The following is an 18,408-nucleotide window of genomic DNA, read 5'->3' as shown; positions in this document are numbered from 1 at the left end:
TGGACGCCAACTGGCGCGACACCTTGCTGGTGTGCCGGGCCGGTGACGACGGGACCGGTGACGACGGGACCGGCGACTCCGCCGTCCCGCACATTCGCATCAGCCGCGAAACGCAAGTCCCGATGCGACCCGACCTGCTGGAACTCTTCGACATCGCCGAGCTGGACAAGTACTACACCGACAACGAGCTGGCGGAGCATCCGGGACGGAGAAGCTAGATGACCTACAACGCCAGCATGCGGATATGGCGCGGCGACGCGGACGGCGGTGCGCTGCAGGACTTCACCGTCGAGGTCAACGAAGGCGAGGTGGTGCTCGACGTCATCCACCGTCTGCAACAGACTCAGACACCCGACCTTGCCGTGCGGTGGAACTGCAAAGCCGGCAAATGCGGATCGTGCTCGGCGGAGGTCAACGGCAAACCGAGACTGATGTGCATGACCCGGATGTCGACGTTCGCCGAGGACGAAGTGATCACAGTGACACCGATGCGCACCTTCCCGGTGATTCGGGACCTGGTCACCGACGTGTCCTTCAACTACGAAAAGGCCCGCCAGATACCGTCTTTCGCGCCACCGAAGGACCTTCAGCCAGGCGAGTACCGGATGGCGCAGCAAGACGTGGAACGTTCTCAGGAGTTCCGCAAGTGCATCGAATGTTTCCTGTGCCAGAACGTCTGCCACGTGATCCGCGACCACGAGGACAACAAGAAGGCGTTCGCCGGCCCGCGCTTTTTCATCCGGCTCGCCGAACTGGAGATGCATCCGCTCGACACCGCCGACCGCCGGGACCTGGCCCAGGACGACGCGGGCCTCGGGTTATGCAACATCACCAAGTGCTGCACCGAGGTGTGCCCCGAGGGCATCAAGATCACCGACAACGCGATCATCCCGATGAAGGAGCGCGTCGCCGGTCACCGCTACGACCCCCTGGTGTGGCTGGGCGACAAGCTGTTCCGCCGCTGACCCGCCTCAGATGCCGAGCCGGCGTAAAACGCTGCGGTGAAACACGATAGGCGCCACCGCCGGGTTCACCTGAACATCGCTGACCCGCAGCACGACGATGGTGTGGTCGCCGGCCGGTATCAGTTGGTCGACTGTGCTCTCCAGCCACACGCTGGTGCCCTTGATGAACACGGCACCAGTGCTGTTGGACACCGTCTCCAAGCCGACGAACCGGTCTCCGGTCTTGGCGGCCAGCGTGCGCACCGCCGCGTCGTGTGCCTCACCGAGCACGCTGATCCCCAGTGCAGCAACCTTTTTGAGTTTCGGCCAGGTCGTCGAGGAGTTTTGCACACAGAACGAAACCAGCGGCGGATCCAGCGACACCGGCACGAACGTGCTGGCCGCCAAGCCTTCCCGGACTCCGTCGACTTCGGCGGCGATGGCCACGACTCCGGACGGAAAATGACCAAAGGCCTCGCGCAGTGAGGACGGCGTCAGGTTGTCGGGTGAGTTCACCGGGCATCAATCGAGTCGACGGGACTTTCGTGCTCCCGACCCTACTCGGGGTTTGCCGCCTTCTCGGCGGTACCCGGCGCGTCCCCGCACGCGCGGGCGGCGGGCGGGCAGACCGCGTCGAACACCTCGGGCGGGTTACCCAACCGGGTTGTCCAACGACGCCGCCCAGTGCCGCAACAGGCTGGTGCCGCAACAGGCTGGCGCCGTTACCCCGTGCCCATCATCACCGCTGGTGGGAGGTGTCCCGTCGGCTCGACAGCACACTTCCCAACCGGTTGGTTACTTAGCTTATGAAATTTGCCTCACACTATGTTGCGCGCGGATCGCCGATGGGTATAGCTTGAGGCTATTACTGGTGGGTAACTTGACTCTTCGAGTATCCAACCGCAAGTGGCATTCTCAACGAGGAGGAGCACGTGAGCCACTACCGCAGCAACGTGCGCGACCAGCTGTTCAACTTGTTCGAAGTGTTCGGCGTGGACAAGGCCTTCGAAAAAGGCCAGTTCAGTGACCTGGACGTCGACACGGCTCGCGAGATGCTGACCGAGATGAGCAGGCTGGCCGAGGGACCGGTGGGCGAGTCGTTCGCCGAAGGCGACCGCAACCCGCCGACCTTCGACCCGGAGACGCACTCCGTGACGCTGCCCGAGGCGTTCAAGGCGTCCGTGCGCGCGGTTGCCGACGCCGGTTGGGACAAGGCCGGCGTCGACGAGGAGCTCGGCGGGATGCCGATGCCCAAGGCGCTGATGTGGGCGCTGCACGAGCACCTCCTCGGCGCCAACCCGGCGGTGTGGATGTACGCGGGCGGCCCCGGCTTCGCCAACATTTTCTACCACCTGGGTACCGAAGAGCAGAAGAAGTGGGCTGTGCTGGCCGCCGAGCGTGGGTGGGGCTCGACCATGGTGCTCACCGAGCCCGACGCCGGCTCCGACGTCGGTGCGGCCCGCACCAAGGCCGTGCAGCAGGACGACGGGTCTTGGCACATCGACGGTGTCAAGCGGTTCATCACCTCCGCGGACTCCGGCGACGTGTTCGAGAACATCTTCCACCTGGTGCTGGCCCGTCCGGAGGGCGCCGGGCCCGGCACGAAGGGGCTGTCGCTGTTCTTCGTCCCCAAGTTCCTGTTCGACGCCGAGAGCGGCGAGCTGGGTGAGCGCAACGGTGTGTTCGTCACCAACGTCGAGCACAAGATGGGCCTGAAGGCGTCCGCGACCTGCGAGCTGACCTTCGGCCAGCACGGGGTGCCGGCCAAGGGCTGGCTGGTCGGCGAGGTGCACGACGGCATCGCGCAGATGTTCGAGGTCATCGAGCAGGCCCGGATGATGGTCGGCACCAAGGCGATCGCCACGCTGTCCACCGGCTACCTCAACGCGCTGGAGTACGCGAAAACCCGCGTCCAAGGCGCCGACCTGACCCAGATGACCGACAAGACCGCCCCGCGGGTGACCATCACCCACCACCCGGATGTGCGGCGCAGCCTGATGACCCAGAAGGCCTACGCGGAGGGACTTCGAGCGCTCTACCTCTACACTGCGACCTTCCAGGACGCCGAAGTCTCCGAGGCGGTGCACGGCATGGACGCCGACCTGGCGGTCAGGGTCAACGACCTGATGCTGCCCGTGGTCAAGGGGGTGGGCTCCGAGCAGGCCTACGCCAAGCTCACCGAGAGCCTGCAGACCTTTGGCGGATCCGGCTTCCTGCAGGACTACCCCGTCGAGCAGTACATCCGCGACGCAAAAATCGACTCCCTCTACGAGGGCACCACGGCCATCCAGGCGCAGGACTTCTTCTTCCGTAAGATCATCCGCGACAAGGGCGTGGCCCTGGCTCATGTTTCGGGCCAGATCGAGGAGTTCGTCAAGAACGAGGCCGGCAACGGCCGGCTGAAGGCCGAGCGGGCGCTGCTGGCCACCGCGCTGGCCGAGGTGCAGGCGATGGCAGCTGCGCTGACCGGCTACCTGATGGCCGCGCAGGAGGACGTCGCCAGCGTGTACAAGGTCGGCCTGGGCTCGGTGCGCTTCCTGATGAGCGTCGGCGACCTGGTCATCGGCTGGCTGCTGCAGCGGCAGGCCGCGGTCGCCGTCGAGGCGCTCGACGGCGGCGCCAGCGGCAACGACCAAGCCTTCTACGAGGGCAAGATTGCGGTGGCGTCGTTCTTCGCGAAGAACTTCCTGCCGCTGTTGACCAGCACCCGCCAGGTCGTCGAGTCGATCGACAACGACATCATGGAACTCGACGAAGCCGCGTTCTGAGCGGCGGAACCGACGCGGCAGTCCCCCGTCAGAAGGAAGCCTTGTCAGCAAGAGCCTGTTCGTAAACCGTCATGCCGCCTCGGCGACGGCCGGCGGGCCGGTACGGGCGGCATCCCCAGCTGGGATGTGGCGGCGCGGTCGATGTCGCCCGCTGCAGTTTGCGGGTCACGATCGTCACGCCGGCCCGCAGCACCATAGCTTCATGGTGATCGGGAGCCTCATGGTGATCGGGAGCTTCATGGTGAGCGGGAGCTTCATGGTGAGCGGGAGCTTCATGGTGAGCGGGAGCTTCATGGTGAGCGGGGCGAGACTCGTAGTCCGCGGCAGGCCATAGACTCACGTCGTGGCAAATCTCGATGCACTCCTGGACCGGTTGTACGCGGTCAGCATCGGTCAGGAGCCGGAGCTGGGGGACTACTTCGCCGAGCACGCTGTTTCCGGAGGCAGTGGTTGGGGCCGCCTCGACGCCGGCACCAACCGTTTTCTGGCTGACAAGATGGTCGCCCTCGATCGGGACAAGGCTCAGTTCTGTGCGAAGCTCTGCATCGCGTTACGGGCCAAGCGAGTGGTCGAAGCCGGCACCTCCTACGCGGTGTCGACACTGCAGCTGGCCCACGCGGTTCAGCTGGTCGCGGCCGCCGACCAGACACCCGGGATCGTGATCGCCACCGAGTACGAGCCGGAGAAGGCTGCCGCTGCGCGGCAGAACCTGCAAGCCGCGGGACTGGCCGAATTGGTAGACCTGCGTGAAGGTGACCTCCGCGAAACGTTGACGGTGATCGAGGGTCCCGTCGACTTCGCCCTGATCGATATCTGGACCGAAATGGCGCGACCCGCTCTCGAATTGATCACTCCGCACCTGCGGCCCGGGGCGGTCGTCGTCACGGACAACACCACCAGCCACGCCGAGGACTACGCGGACTACTTCGACTTCATCCGCGATCCGGCGAACGAATTTCTCACGCAGACGCTTCCCTTTTCCGGCGGGCTGGAACTCACCGTGAAGCTTTAGTGCCGCGGGCGGTGATGGCCGAGCTGCACACCGGCCGATGCGTCGAATGCGTCGCCACATCCCCGCTGGGAAAGCCCCGTGTTGCCGACGGGTCGGGGGTCTGGCGACAACACGGGGCCATCCGCTGTATCGCCTACCCGGCCGGCGCTGTTACCAAACCGGGTGTCGCGATGAATTGATGACCTGGATGAATTGACGACCTGTCAGGCCTCCAGGATCGCGGCCACGCCCTGGCCGCCGGCCGCGCAGATCGAGATCAGCGCCCGCACCGGTCCGGCCCCCCCGGATTTGTCGGCTTTCTTCTCGGCCAGCTGCTTGGCGGCCTGGGCCAGGATCCGCGCGCCGGTGGCCGCGAACGGGTGACCGGCAGCCAGCGACGAGCCGTTGACGTTGAGCTTGGACCGGTCGACGGCGCCCAGCGCCGCGTCCAGGCCCAGCCGGCCCTTGCAGTAGTCTTCGGACTCCCAGGCCCGCAGGTGCGCCAGCACCACCGAGGCGAACGCCTCGTGGATCTCGTAGAAATCAAAATCTTGCAGTCGCAGTCCGTTTCTCGCCAGCAGCCGCGGCACCGCGTAGGTCGGTGCCATCAGCAGCCCGTCGCTGCCGCCGACGTAGTCGACGGCAGCGGTCTCGGCGTCGACGACGTAGGCCAGCGGCGTCAGCGAGTGCTCGGCGGCCCAGTCCTCGCTGGCCAGCAGCGCCACCGAGGCCCCGTCGGTCAGCGGCGTGGAGTTTCCCGCGGTCATCGTCGCGTCCCCGGATTTCACGCCGAACACGGGCTTGAGCGCCGCCAGCTTCTGCACCGACGCATCCGGCCGCAGGTTGTCGTCGCGGTACAGCCCCAAAAACGGGCTGACCAGGTCGTCGAAGAAGCCGCGGTCGTAGGCGGCCGCCATGTTGCGGTGGCTGGCCACGGCCAGTTCGTCCTGATCGACCCGCTTGATCCCCATCTGCTTGGTGGTGACGGCCTGGTGCTCGCCCATCGACAGCCCGGTGCGTGCCTCGCTGTTGACCGGGATCTCCACCCCGAGGTCGGCCGGTAGCCTGCCGACCAGCTTCAGCCGCGCCAGGTTGGACCTCGACCGGCGCAGCGCCAGCAGCGTGCGGCGCAGATCGGCACCCAGCGCGATCGGCGCGTCGGAGGTGGTGTCCACCCCGCCCGCGGCGGCGACCTCGTACCGGCCGGCGGAAATCCCGTCAGCCGCGGCGATCGCCGCCTGCAGCCCTGTGCCGCACGCCTGCTGCATGTCGAACGCCGGCGTGTAGGGCGAGAGCGCCGAACCCAGGACGCACTCGCGCATCAGGTTGAAGTCGCGGCTGTGCTTGAGCACTGCACCGCCGATGACGGCGCCGAGTCGTTGGCCTGCCAGCCCGAAGCGGTCCACCAGCCCGTTCAGCGCGGCGGTGAACATGTCCTGGTTGGACGCCTCGGCGTAGGCGCGGTCCGAGCGCGCGAACGGGATGCGGTTGCCGCCCAGCACGGCGACCCGTCGTCCGCGCCGCGCCGGGTCGGTCGACGGCTGGGGTGTGGACGGCTGGGGTGTGGAAGCTGTGGTGGCCACGCTGGTCTCCGTGTCGTCGGTTCGGGGTGATCCGAAGGTGGGGCCGTACTACCGGCTGTTCTTACTCCAGAGTAAGTTTAGTCTTCGATAGGTTGTCGTTGGCAGGCACGCCCCGGACGGAAGGCAACTCAGTGGCTCCCAAGCTTTCATCGGATCTGTTCTCCCAGGTCGCCAAGTCAACCACCGGGTCGTTTCTGGCGAAGCAACTCGGGATTCCCCAACCCGAGACGCTACGCCGCTACCACGCCGGTGACCCGCCGCTGGCCGGGTCGCTGCTGATCGGCTCCCCCGAAGACCGGGCAGGCCGGGTGGCGGAACCGCTGCGCGCGGCACTGGCCTCCGGCTACGACCTGGTCGGCGACAACCTCGGCGGCCGGTGGGCCGACTCGTTCGGGGGGCTGGTGTTCGACGCCACCGGTATCACCTCGCCGGCCGGGTTGACGGCCCTGCCCCAGTTCTTCACCCCGTTGCTGCGCAACGTCGGCCCGTGTGGCCGGATCGTCGTCGTCGGCACCACGCCCGATCAGGCGGGCAGCACCGACGAGCGGATCGCCCAGCGCGCACTGGAGGGCTTCACCCGCTCGCTGGGCAAGGAGTTGCGCCGCGGAGCCACCGTCGCGCTGGTCTATCTCGCGCCGGACGCCACACCCGGTGTGAGCGGGCTGGAGTCGACCATGCGGTTCATCCTGTCGGGCAAATCGGCCTACGTCGACGGTCAGGTGTTCTCCGTGGGGCCGGCCGACGCCAGCCCGCCGGCCGACTGGGACCGCCCGCTCGACGGCAGGGTCGGCATCATCACCGGCGCCGCCCGGGGCATCGGCGCGACGATCGCCGAGGTGTTCGCCCGCGACGGCGCCCGCGTGGTGGCCGTCGACGTGCCGGCCGCCGCCGGGGCTCTGGAAAGAACCGCCAGCCGGGTCGGCGGCACGGCGCTGACGCTCGACGTCACCGCCGGCGACGCCGTCGACGCGATCAGCGAGCACCTGCGCGACCACCACGGCGGCCACGCCGACATCCTGGTCAACAACGCCGGCATCACCCGCGACAAGCTGCTCGCCAACATGGACCAGGCCCGCTGGGACGCCGTGTTGTCCGTCAATCTGCTTGCCCCGCTTCGCCTTACCGAAGGGCTTGTCGGCAACGGCAGCATCGGCGACGGCGGCCGGGTGATCGGGTTGTCGTCGATGGCCGGCATCGCGGGCAACCGCGGACAGACCAACTACGCCACCACCAAGGCCGGCATGATCGGTCTCACCCAGGCGCTGGCGCCGAAGCTCGCCGAGAAGGGCATCACGATCAACGCCGTAGCACCCGGGTTCATCGAAACCCAGATGACGGCGGCCATCCCGCTGGCCACCCGCGAAGTGGGCCGGCGGCTCAACTCGCTTTTCCAGGGCGGGCAGCCGGTGGACGTCGCCGAGACCATCGCCTACTTCGCCAATCCGGCGTCGAACGCGTTGACCGGCAATGTGATTCGGGTGTGTGGCCAGGCCATGCTGGGAGCCTGAGCCGTGCCCGAGGTGAGCCAACCCGGTGGCCTGAAGAACCTGGTGCGCGCCGCGGCCGGCGCGTTGCCGTTCATCCCGCGCGGCGACCGGGTGCCCGACCGCACCCTGAAGGCGGCCGACGTGCCGATCGACCGCGCGAACGTGGCGGCCTACGCGGTGGTCACCGGGCTGTGCTACGGCGACACCGTGCCGTTGACCTACCCGTTCACGCTGACATTCCCGACCGTGATGGCGCTGGTGACAGGCTTCGACTTTCCCTTCCCCGCAATGGGATCCGTGCACACCGAGAATCACGTCACCCAGTACCGGCCAATCGCGGTCACCGACACCGTCAGCGTCGCGGTGCATGCGGAGAACCTGCGCGAGCATCGCAAGGGCCTGCTGGTCGACGTGGTCACCGACGTCGGCGTCGGCAACGACACCGCATGGCACCAGGTGACCACCTTTCTGCACCAGCAGCGCACCAGCCTGTCCGACCAGCCCAAGCCGCCACCGCAGAAACAGCCCAAACCGCCGCCGCCCAATGCTGTCTTGCGGATCACACCCGGCCAGATCCGCCGTTACGCCAACGTCAGCGGTGACCACAACCCGATCCACACCAACCCGATCGCCGCCCGGTTGTTCGGCTTCCCTGCCGTGATCGCACACGGAATGTTCAGCGCGGCAACAGTATTGGCAAACATCCAAGGACAACTCCCCGACGCCGTGGCATATTCGGTGCGGTTCGCCAAACCGGTGGTGCTGCCCGCCACGGCCGGGCTCTACATCGACCGGGCCGACGACGGCTGGGATCTGACCTTGCGTCACCTGCCCAAGGGTTATCCACACCTGACCGGCACGGTGCGACGGCTGTAAAACAGCTGTACAACAGGCCCTCAAACGGGAAACAGGTCAGTCACGGGAGGGCAAGGATTCTGGGAGCAGCCCGGCACCGTGGTCAGTCGGTCCGGGACGACGGGGTCCGGGACGGCGGCCATGTTCGAGCAGAACCCGCAGGCCGTGCGCGCCGAGAGCGGCCGCCAGGAAAACCGCCAACAACCACAGCGGGGGCTCGGCCAGTTCCCACACGATGATCGCCGCCCACAGCGGAGCTCGCTGGGTGACGCCGAGAACACCGGCGGCAACCGCCAACGACGTGGCCGGCACGTGAAGCTGCGACCCGAACACCGCATTGGTCGTCAGCGCCATCAGAGATCCCGCTGCGGCACCGGTGGCCAGCGACGGGGTGAGCAGTCCGCCGGTTGCTCCGGCACGCAGAAACACCGCTGTCAGAAGCGGTTTCAGCACCAAGATCGCGCCCGCCGCCGCGAGCGTCATGTCGCTGTTCAGGCTGACGGTCAGGATGCTTCTGCCGTTGCCGGGCAGTTCGGGCCACCAGTGCGAGCAGACACCGATCAAGAGTCCGGCAGCTGCGATAGCAGGGACGAGCATCCACGTCCGCCTCAGCGACGTGCGGCGTGCCGACGCCATCAGGCGGTTGAATCCCACCCCGACGGCAAGAGTGACCGGCGCCAGCAGCAAGGCGTAACCGGTCAGCACGTAGGACAGCTGCGGCCGGGGCCAATCCAGGATCGGCCGATCATGCGTGACGACCGACGCGACCGCGACAGCCAGGCTTGACGTGATCAACGCCGCGCCGAGTGCGCGAGGGTGCCAGGTCCGCTGCATAACGCGCACCGCGAACAGCGCACCACCGAGCGGCACCGCGTAGACCGCGCCGAGCCCGGCGCCCGCCGCACACGCCAGCAGCAATTCCCGGTCCTGGCGAGACAACTGTTTCAGCCATCGGGTAGCCGAATCCCCGAGGGCAGCCGCGAACTGGCGCGGTGCCCCTTCCCTTCCAAGCGACGCGCCGGATCCGACCACCACAATCTGCAAGGCGGCGTCAATGCTGAACGGCCGCAACCGTATTCGATCCCTACACGCAATCGCCTCCGACAGCGGCGGGACATCCGTCCTGCACCGCAAGACCCACCAGCTCAATCCCGCCAGCGCACCGCCGACCAGCGGTCCGAGGATCCGACGAACAGGGCTGCTCTCGGTGACACCGCCGAGCAAACTGCCGAAGGTGTAGTGGTAGGTGAGGTGCTCGACACTGCGCAGCAGCACGGTCGTCGCCAACCCGGCGACACCGGCCACCAGCCCCACGATCACGACGGCGCAGACAAAGGCGAGGTTGCGGCGGGTCACGGCGTGAATCGCGGGACGAACTGCAACTACCCGGAGCTGCCGATGACTTCGGGCGCGGCGTCGTGATCCGCCGGCGCGCCTTTGAGGCCACGCCAAAACAGGGTGTTCATCAGCTCCGCTGCTTGTTCGACGTCGGTGTCGCCGGCGCTGAGCCGGTTGGCCACCGCCTCGCCGGCGCCCACCAGCGCGACTGCCGTCATCTCGAAGTCGTTGTCGGGCTCAGGGTTTCGGGTACCCGTCCGCAACAGACCCGCCACCAGCTCGATCACCCGCTCACGTCCCTCACGAACGGTCTGCGCGAACGCCTGCGAGCTGGTCGCCTGCGTGTACATCACCAGCCACGACGCCCGGTTGGAGTCGATGTAGCGCAGGAACGACGCGATGGTGTTGCGCAGCAGATCTTTCGGATTCTGGTCAAGGACGATGCTGTCCCGCACGGCCGCGATGAACCGGCTCAGCTCACGGTCCAGGCAGGCGCCGAACAGCGCCTCCTTGGAGCCGTAGTACAGGTAGAGCATCGGCTTGGAAATCTCGGCCTTCGCTGCGATCGCGTCCATCGAGGTCTCGTGGTAGCCGTTGACCGAGAACATCTGGACAGCGGCGTCGAGCATCTGCTGTTCGCGGACGGCACGCGGCAGCCGTTTGGTGGCACCTGTCATGCTCGTCCCTCTCGTTGCTGCCCCGAGGTCGTCTGACTCCAGAGTAGGCACAGCGCTGCCCACGTACACCGTTACCGCCCGCATCCGGGTCGCGCACCCTTGACCGTGAGCATCCGGGCCACCGAGGCGTCGACAGCCCGCATGGTCAGCTCGCCGGCGGCCACCGCCTGCTCCAACCGGTCCAGCACCGCGGGCACCTCGCCGGTGGTCACCCACAGCGCGGTGTCGCTGCCGGCGCGCAGGGTGCGCAACACCGCCTCGGCCACCCCGTAGCGTTCGGTGATCGCGGCCATGCTGGACAGGTCGTCGCTGAACACCGGCCCGTCGAAGGGCGGCCCGCCGTAGCCCGTTCCGTCGCGCAGCAGCTGCACGGCGGCACGGCTCAGGCTGGCCGGCTGGTCGTCGGTGAGCCCGGGAACCTGCAGGTGACCCATCATGACCCCGACGGGGGTGGCGGTGATCAGCGTCCGGTAGGGCGCCAGGTCGTCGTTGCGCAGCTCGTCCAGCGGCGGCGTCGTCACCCCGCCGGTGTGCGAGTCGCCGGAGCCGCGCCCGTGTCCGGGGAAATGCTTGAGCACCGGCAGCAGCTTGGCGTCGCGCAGGCCGCGCGCATACGCGCCGGCGTACGCGGTGACGGTCTGCGGATCCGAGCCGAACGACCGGTCGCCGATCACGGTGTCGTCGGGCGCGTCGGTGACGTCGACAACCGGCGCGAAGTCGACGGTGATGCCCAGGTCGTGCATCGCGCGGCCACGGTCCAACGCCAGGGCATAGACCTGCTCGACGTTGCGGGTGGCCGCCAAGACCCGCGCCGAGGGGGCGGATCCGATCAGCGACGATAACCGCGACACCCGTCCGCCCTCCTCGTCGACGCTGACCGCCGCCGGGACCGGCCCCGCCTGCACGATGGCCGGCAGCGAGCCGTCGGTCAGCATCGACAGGTCGGTCCAGCTGCCGATGAAGATCCCCCCGACGTGGTGGTTCGCAACGACGGCGCGGGCGTCGGCGCCGTCACGCACCCCCACCATCAGCAGTTGGGCCAGCTTGTCGCGGGTGGACAAGTCCGCCGACCCGCACGGGGGCTTGGCCGCCGCCGACGACGAGACGGCCGGCCCGGGCCGCTGGGGGTGCGAGCCGCAGGCGACGGCCAGCGAGGACACCGCGACGAGCACCAACACCGTGCGTGCGAAAACCATCCGCCCATGCTGTCACGGGCCGATGCGGGACCCCGCAGGTGAGCGGCAGCCCTCGCCGCACGTTCTGCTAGTTTGGCCACTGACCGCGACCACGATCCCGAGGAGCCCCGATGAACCGGTTCGTTGCGTCCGCCGCAGCCAGCGTGGTGGTCGGGCTGCTGCTCGGCGCGGCCGCGATCTTCGGTGTCACCCTGATGGTGCAGCAGGACACCAAGCCGCCGCTGCCGGGGGGAGATCCGCAGTCGTCGGTGCTCAACCGGGTTGAGTACGGCAACCGCAGCTAGCCCCGCGGCCCCGGCCGCCGCAGCGGCTCACGCTGGCGAGCCGGCGCCGTCGTCGCTGTCGCGGAGCTGGTTGTGGGTCGTCGCGACCACGTCGCTGGCGTTGAGTTTCGCCCAGTCGCCCGGGCAGATCTCACCGGACACCAAACTGGACCTCACCGCCAACCCGCTGCGCTTTTTGGCCCGCGCCACCAACCTGTGGAACAGCGAACTGCCGTTCGGGCAGGCGCAGAACCAGGCTTACGGCTACCTGTTCCCGCACGGCACCTTCTTCGCGGCCGGTCATCTGCTGGGGCTGCCCGGCTGGGTCACCCAGCGGCTGTGGTGGGCGGTGCTGCTCACCGTCGGGTTCTGGGGGCTGCTGCGCGTCGCCGAGGCGTTGAACATCGGCACGCCGACGTCACGCGCGCTCGCCGCGGGCGCGTTCGCGCTGTCGCCACGGGTGCTGACCACGTTGGGATCGATCTCGTCGGAAACGCTGCCGATCATGCTGGCGCCGTGGGTGCTGCTGCCGACGATCCTGGCGCTGCGCGCCGAGCCGGGCCGCTCGGTGCGGCGGCTGGCCGCCCACGCCGGGCTGGCGGTGGCGCTGATGGGGGCAGTCAACGCGATCGCCACACTGGCCGGCTGCCTGCCCGCCGTCCTGTGGTGGGCCTGTCACCGGCCGAACCGGGTGTGGTGGCGCTACACCGGGTGGTGGCTGGTGGCGCTGACGCTGGCGACGTCGTGGTGGCTCGGTCCCTTGGTCCTGATGGCCCGGATCAGCCCGCCGTTCCTGGACTTCATCGAGTCCTCGGGTGTGACCACGCAGTGGTCGTCGCTGGTGGAGGTGCTGCGCGGGACCGACATCTGGACGCCGTTCGTGGCGCCCGCGGCCACCGCGGGCGCGCCGCTGGTCACCGGGTCGGTGGCCGTGCTGGGCACCAGCCTGGTTGCCGCGGCCGGGTTGGCGGGGCTGGCGACGGGCGGGATCACGGCGCGGGGGCGCCTGCTGACGATGCTGCTGGTCGGGGTGGTGCTGATCACCGCCGGCTACTCCGGCGGGCTGGGGTCGCCGCTGGCGCATCAGGTGCAGGCGTTCCTGGACGGCGGCGGCGCGCCGCTGCGCAACGTGCACAAGCTGGAGTCGCTGATCCGGATCCCGCTGGTGCTGGGACTGGCGGAGCTGCTGGGCCGGGTGCCGCTGCCGGGCAGCGCGCCGACACCGGTCTGGGCCCGTGCGTTCGCCCACCCCGAACGGGACAAACGCGTCGCGGCGGCGATCGTCGTCCTGGTCGCGTTGATGGTCGGCACGTCGCTGGCGTGGACCGGGCGGATCGCTGCGCCGGGTACGTTCCGCGCCATCCCGCAGTACTGGCGTGACGCCGCGGACTGGCTGACCGCGCACAACACCGGTACCCCGACGCCGGGCCGGGTGCTGGTGGTGCCCGGCGCGCCGTTCGCCACCCAGGTGTGGGGCACCAGCCACGACGAGCCGCTGCAGGTCCTCGGCGAGAGCCCGTGGGGAGTGCGCGACTCGATTCCGCTGACCCCGCCGCCGACGATTCGGGCGCTGGACTCGGTGCAACGCCTGCTCGCCGCGGGGCGGCCGTCCGCAGGCCTCGCCGATACCCTTGCCCAACAAGGCATTTCGTACGTAGTGCTGCGCAACGATCTGGATCCGGACACGTCGCGGTCGGCCCGGCCGATCCTGGTGCACGGCGCGATCACCGGGTCGCCGCGGCTGCAGAAGGTGGCGCAGTTCGGCGCGCCCGTCGGGCCCGGACCGGTACCGGGATTCGTCAGCGACAGCGGGTTGCGGCCCCGCTACCCCGCCGTGGAGATCTACCGGGTCACCGCGGCCGTCGGCGATCCCGCCGCCCCCTACCTCGCCGGCATCGACCGGTTGCCGCGCGTCGACGGCGGGCCGGAGGTGCTGCTGCGCCTCGACGAGCACCGCCGCCTGGCCGGCCTGCCCGCGCTGGGCCCGGTGCTGCTGACCGCCGACGCCCGCGCGGCCGGGTTGCCGGCGCCCGGACAGGCCGGGGTCACCGTCACCGACACCCCGGTCGCGCGGGAGAGCGACTACGGCCGGGTCGACAACCACTCGTCGGCCGCCCGTGCCGCCGGCGACAGCCGGCACACCCACAACCGGGTGCCGGACTACCCCGCGCCGGGCGCGGACACCGTGTACGGCGGCTGGGCCGGTGGCCGGCTGACGGCCTCCAGCTCCTCGTCGGACGCCACCGCGCTACCCGACGTGGCGGCGGCCACCTCGCCGGCCGCCGCGATCGACGGCGACCCGGGAACCGCGTGGGTGTCCAACGCGCTGCAGTCCGCGGTCGGCCAATGGCTCCAGGTCGATTTCAACCACCCGGTGACCAACGCCGTCCTCACCCTCACGCCGAGCGCGACCGCCGTCGGCGCCCAGGTCGACCGGATCCAGGTGGCTACCGTCAACGGCACCACCACGCTGCGCTTCGACGAGCCCGGCACGCCGCTGTCCGCGGCGCTGCCCTACGGCGAGACACCCTGGGTGCGGATCACCGCCATCGGCACCGACGACGGCTCCGGCGGTGTGCAGTTCGGCGTCACCGATCTGTCCATCACCCAGTACGACGCGTCGGGATTCGCCCATCCGGTCGACCTGCGGCACACCGTGCTGGTTCCCGGGCCGCCGCCGGGTTCGGCGGTCGCGCGCTGGGATCTGGGCCCGGAGCCGTCGGGCAGGCCGGGGTGCGCCGACGGCCCCGGCGACGTGCGCTGCGCGGCGTCGATGGCGCTGGCCCCCGAAGAACCCGCGACCTTCAGCCGCACGCTGACCGTGCCGCAGCCGGTGTCGGTGACGCCGACGGTGTGGGTGCGGGCCCGGCAGGGCCCCACGCTGGCAGACCTGGTCGCCGAGCCCGGCACCACCCGCGCCCGCGGCGACTCCGATCTGCTCGACGTTCGCGGTTCGGCCTACGCCGCCACCGACGGGGATCCGGCCACCGCGTGGACGGCGCCGCAGCGGGTGGTGCAGCACAAAACACCACCGACACTCACGCTGACCCTGCCCCGGCCCACCGAGGTGACTGGATTGCGGCTGCGCCCGAGCCGGTCGGCGGTGCCGACCAATCCGAGCATGGTCGCCGTCGACCTGGGTGACGGCCCGCAGGTCCGGCGGCTGCAGTCCGGTGACGGCGCCGAGGCACAGCAGGTGCCGCTGCATCCCCGGGTCACCGACACCGTCACCGTCAGCCTGCTCGACTGGGACGACGTCATCGACCGTACCGCGCTGGGCTTCGACCAGCTCAAACCGCCGGGGCTGGCCGAGGTCACGGTGCTCGGCGGCGGCGGCGATCCTGTTGCAGCCGCCGACGCCGCCCGCAACCGCTCGCGGGACATCACCGTCGACTGCGCTCACGGCCCGGTGATCGCGATCGCCGGGCGCTTCGTGCACACCGCCGTCCGCGCCACAGTCGGCGCGCTGCTGCAGGGCGCGCCGGTGGCGGCCCGGCCGTGCGAACCCGAGCCGATCGCGCTGCCGGCCGGCCGCCAAGAGCTGCTGATCAGCCCCGGGGAGCAGTTCGTTGTCGACGGCGCCCAGCTGTCCGGTCCGTTGGCTGCTGAAATATCAAGCGCGCCAACTGTTTCCGTTCACACCGGAGCATGGGGTCCGGCTCGCCGGGACGTACGGGTGCCGCCGGCGACCACGCCCCGGGTGCTGGTCGTCCCGGAGAGCATCAACCGCGGCTGGGTGGCGCACACCGGCACCGGGGCGCGGCTGACGCCGGTCGCGGTCAACGGCTGGCAGCAGGGCTGGGTGGTGCCGGCGGGAACCTCCGGCACCGTCACGCTGAGCTTCGCGCCCAACCCGGCCTACCGTGCGGGCCTGGCCGGTGGGCTGGCGCTGGTGCCACTGCTGGCCTTGATGGCGGGGTGGCCGGGGCGGCGGCGCCGTGTCGATCCACCCGCGCGACCGTGGGCGCCGGGAGCCTGGGCGTCGGTCGGGGTGCTGGCTGCCGGCGCGGTGATCGCCGGGGCGGCGGGCGTCGCCGTGTTCGGGGCCGCGCTGGGCCTGCGGTGGGCGCTGCGGGACCGGGCTTGTGTGCGCGACGCCGTGGCGGTGAGCGCGGGCGGACTGATTCTGGCCGCGGCGGCGCTGTCCCGGCATCCCTGGCGGTCGGTGGACGGCTACGCCGGGCATTCGGCGGCTGTGCAGCTGCTGGCGCTGATGTCGCTGTCCGCCGTGGCCGCATCGGTGGTCGCGGTCAAGCCGATCCCCCACGATTGACATTGCAGCCACGGCCGTGATTTCGGTGTAGTTGGCAGCCCTGCGCGCACTCTCGAGGGGCCCGATCGCCGTATACCTCCGTTTACTGTCAGGGTTTACTGTCAGGGTTCGCTGTCAGCCCGGCCGGACACGCGCGACAATAGTCGGGGAACGTCCACCGTCCAGGGAGCTGCGGGCATGGGATGGTCTAGCGCACCCGACTATTGGTTGGGCCGGCTGATCCTGGAGCGCGGCATCGCCGTCGTCTACCTGATCGCGTTCGTCGCGGCCGCGCTCCAGTTCCGCGCGTTGATCGGAGAGCACGGGATGCTGCCGGTGCCGCGCTATGTGGCACGGCTGGCCTTCCGGCAGGCGCCCAGCATCTTCCACTTTCACTACTCCGACCGGTTTTTCGCCACCGTCGCCTGGGTGGGCGCCGCGACGAGCGCGGCCCTTGCCGCCGGTGCGGCCCGTCTGGCGCCGCTGTGGGCGGTGATGACGATGTGGCTGCTGGTCTGGGTTCTCTACCTGTCGATCGTCAACGTCGGGCAGACCTGGTATTCGTTCGGCTGGGAGTCGCTGCTGTGCGAGGCCGGGTTCCTGGCGATCTTCCTCGGCGACGAACGGGTGGCGCCGCCGGTGCTGACGGTGTGGCTGGCGCGGTTGCTGCTGTTCCGGCTCGAGTTCGGCGCCGGCCTGATCAAGCTGCGCGGCGACCGGTGCTGGCGCGACCTGACCTGCCTGTACTACCACCACGAGACGCAGCCGATGCCCGGGCCGCTGAGCTGGTTCTTCCATCGTCTGCCCAAGCCGCTGCACCGGATCGAGGCGGCGGGCAACCACGTCGCCCAACTTGTCGTGCCCTTCGGTTTGTTCGCGCCGCAGCCGGTGGCGAGCACGGCCGGCGCGGTCGTCGTCGTCACCCAGCTGTGGCTGGTGGCGTCCGGGAACTTCGCCTGGCTCAACTGGCTGACAATCCTGTTGGGCGCCAGCGTGATCGACGCAAAGTCGGCGGCGGCGGTGTTGCCTGTCCCGGCGCGCCCCGGGCTCACGGCGCCGCCGCAGTGGTTCGCCGTCCTGGTCATCGTGTTCGCGGTGGTGTCGACGGTGCTGAGCTACTGGCCGGTGCGCAACATGATGTCACGACGGCAGCGGATGAACATGTCGTTCAACCCGTTTCATCTGGTCAACACCTACGGTGCGTTCGGCAGCATCGGCCGGACCCGCCGCGAGGTGGTGATCGAAGGCACCGACGAGGCGCGGGTCACCGCCCAGACCGTTTGGAAGGCATACGAGTTCAAGGGAAAGCCGGGGGACGTGCACCGGCTGCCGCGGCAGTGGGCGCCGTATCATCTGCGGCTGGACTGGCTGATGTGGTTCGCCGCCATCTCACCGCACTACGCCACCCCGTGGTTGCGCGAGTTCATGGTGGCCCTGCTGCGCAACGACCCGTCGACGCTGCGCCTGCTGCGTCGCAATCCGTTCCAACAGTCCCCGCCGCGCTACGTGCGCGCCCAGCTCTACCGGTACCGCTTCACGACGTGGCATGAACTGCGCCGCGAAAGGGCCTGGTGGCATCGCACACTGGAGGGCGGCTACCTGCCGCCGATCGCGTTGGGCAACAACCCGGCGGCCGGCCGGCCGTCCCTGCGCAAGGGGTGAGCGGCGTCGAGCGGTTGGACAACACCCGGGCGTCGGTGACGATCGCCGACCAACGGCTGGATTTGCTTGCCGTTCAATCGGTCAGCAGCTCTTCGAGGTGGTCGGCGGCTCGCGTGAGCGCCGATGTGCTCATCTGCAGAGCTCGCTGGCGTACCCGGATGCGGCACCGGCGTGCAGCGTTCGTTCTTGCGGGCGTCGTCGCCGCGGGCCACCTCGACATGCGCGATGAACGCGGCGCTGAACACCCGCTGACACCCGCGCACGCTTTGCAGCGTGATGCGGCGGCCGTCGAACACCGGCATGGCAGGACACCGTTGCAGTCCGTCCGCGGTGCAGTCGACGTACAGCGCGTTGCGCTCGGCGGGAATCTGGCCGCCGTCCAAAATGGTTCT

General features: G+C 69.3%; 13 protein-coding genes and 2 pseudogenes. 9 read left to right on the top strand and 6 right to left on the bottom strand.

Annotation, left to right across the window (positions count from 1 at the left end):
- Both ABDW21_RS06415 and ABDW21_RS06410 read left to right on the top strand, forming a co-directional pair.
- Positions 1-218 (top strand): annotated as a pseudogene (locus ABDW21_RS06415) (fumarate reductase/succinate dehydrogenase flavoprotein subunit); the annotation flags it as partial.
- Entirely contained in the window at positions 219-965 is a 747-nt protein-coding gene (locus ABDW21_RS06410) for a succinate dehydrogenase/fumarate reductase iron-sulfur subunit (protein WP_343600312.1), read from the top strand.
- A gap of 6 nt (positions 966-971) precedes the next feature.
- Here the strand turns inward: ABDW21_RS06410 and ABDW21_RS06405 are convergent, their stop codons facing one another.
- Positions 972-1,460: a flavin reductase family protein gene (locus ABDW21_RS06405; protein ID WP_343600314.1), complete on the bottom strand. Its 489-nt coding sequence runs from the start codon at positions 1,458-1,460 to the stop codon at positions 972-974.
- A 416-nt stretch (positions 1,461-1,876) separates the two neighbouring features.
- On the opposite strand from ABDW21_RS06405, the gene ABDW21_RS06400 reads away from it, so the two are divergent.
- Both ABDW21_RS06400 and ABDW21_RS06395 read left to right on the top strand, forming a co-directional pair.
- Entirely contained in the window at positions 1,877-3,712 is a 1,836-nt protein-coding gene (locus tag ABDW21_RS06400; RefSeq protein ID WP_343600316.1) for an acyl-CoA dehydrogenase, read from the top strand.
- 343 nt (positions 3,713-4,055) lie between these two features.
- Positions 4,056-4,724: a class I SAM-dependent methyltransferase gene (locus ABDW21_RS06395; RefSeq protein ID WP_343600320.1), complete on the top strand. Its 669-nt coding sequence runs from the start codon at positions 4,056-4,058 to the stop codon at positions 4,722-4,724.
- Positions 4,725-4,927: 203 nt separating this feature from the next.
- Here ABDW21_RS06395 and ABDW21_RS06390 read toward each other — a convergent pair whose 3' ends face one another.
- A complete protein-coding gene (locus tag ABDW21_RS06390; protein ID WP_343600339.1) occupies positions 4,928-6,205 on the bottom strand; it encodes an acetyl-CoA C-acetyltransferase in 1,278 nt (425 codons plus the stop codon).
- Positions 6,206-6,417: 212 nt separating this feature from the next.
- On the opposite strand from ABDW21_RS06390, the gene ABDW21_RS06385 reads away from it, so the two are divergent.
- A complete protein-coding gene (locus tag ABDW21_RS06385; RefSeq protein WP_343600322.1) occupies positions 6,418-7,794 on the top strand; it encodes a 3-oxoacyl-ACP reductase in 1,377 nt (458 codons plus the stop codon).
- A 12-nt stretch (positions 7,795-7,806) separates the two neighbouring features.
- Positions 7,807-8,649 carry a MaoC/PaaZ C-terminal domain-containing protein gene (locus tag ABDW21_RS06380; protein WP_343600340.1) on the top strand — a complete coding sequence of 281 codons (843 nt, stop codon included), beginning with the start codon at positions 7,807-7,809 and terminating at the stop codon, positions 8,647-8,649.
- Between the two features lie 36 nt (positions 8,650-8,685).
- On the opposite strand, the gene ABDW21_RS06375 is transcribed toward ABDW21_RS06380, so the two are convergent.
- The 3 genes from ABDW21_RS06375 to ABDW21_RS06365 all read right to left on the bottom strand — a co-directional run bounded on the left by ABDW21_RS06375 (position 8,686) and on the right by ABDW21_RS06365 (position 11,839).
- Positions 8,686-9,984 carry a chloride channel protein gene (locus ABDW21_RS06375; RefSeq protein ID WP_343600324.1) on the bottom strand — a complete coding sequence of 433 codons (1,299 nt, stop codon included), beginning with the start codon at positions 9,982-9,984 and terminating at the stop codon, positions 8,686-8,688.
- Between the two features lie 26 nt (positions 9,985-10,010).
- Entirely contained in the window at positions 10,011-10,643 is a 633-nt protein-coding gene (locus ABDW21_RS06370) for a TetR/AcrR family transcriptional regulator (RefSeq protein WP_343600326.1), read from the bottom strand.
- Between the two features lie 71 nt (positions 10,644-10,714).
- Positions 10,715-11,839 (bottom strand): glycoside hydrolase family 3 N-terminal domain-containing protein, encoded by a 1,125-nt coding sequence (locus tag ABDW21_RS06365; protein WP_343600328.1) that lies wholly within the window; start codon positions 11,837-11,839, stop codon positions 10,715-10,717.
- Positions 11,840-11,949: 110 nt separating this feature from the next.
- On the opposite strand from ABDW21_RS06365, the gene ABDW21_RS06360 reads away from it, so the two are divergent.
- From ABDW21_RS06360 to ABDW21_RS06350, 3 genes are all read left to right on the top strand, one after another.
- The gene (locus ABDW21_RS06360; protein WP_343600329.1) at positions 11,950-12,123 is read left to right on the top strand and encodes a DUF2613 domain-containing protein; all 174 of its coding nucleotides are present in this window, start codon (positions 11,950-11,952) and stop codon (positions 12,121-12,123) included.
- Between the two features lie 55 nt (positions 12,124-12,178).
- A complete protein-coding gene (locus ABDW21_RS06355) occupies positions 12,179-16,375 on the top strand; it encodes an alpha-(1->3)-arabinofuranosyltransferase family protein (RefSeq protein ID WP_343600341.1) in 4,197 nt (1,398 codons plus the stop codon).
- A gap of 177 nt (positions 16,376-16,552) precedes the next feature.
- Positions 16,553-18,016, top strand: coding sequence for a lipase maturation factor family protein (locus ABDW21_RS06350; RefSeq protein WP_343710195.1), 1,464 nt, complete (start codon positions 16,553-16,555; stop codon positions 18,014-18,016).
- A gap of 155 nt (positions 18,017-18,171) precedes the next feature.
- Here the strand turns inward: ABDW21_RS06350 and ABDW21_RS06345 are convergent.
- Positions 18,172-18,408, bottom strand: a pseudogene (locus ABDW21_RS06345) (NAD(P)/FAD-dependent oxidoreductase); the annotation flags it as partial.

Source organism: Mycobacterium sp. (genome assembly GCF_039583805.1).
Taxonomy (GTDB): Bacteria; Actinomycetota; Actinomycetes; order Mycobacteriales; family Mycobacteriaceae; genus Mycobacterium.
This window is presented reverse-complemented; position numbering and strand designations above follow the sequence as displayed.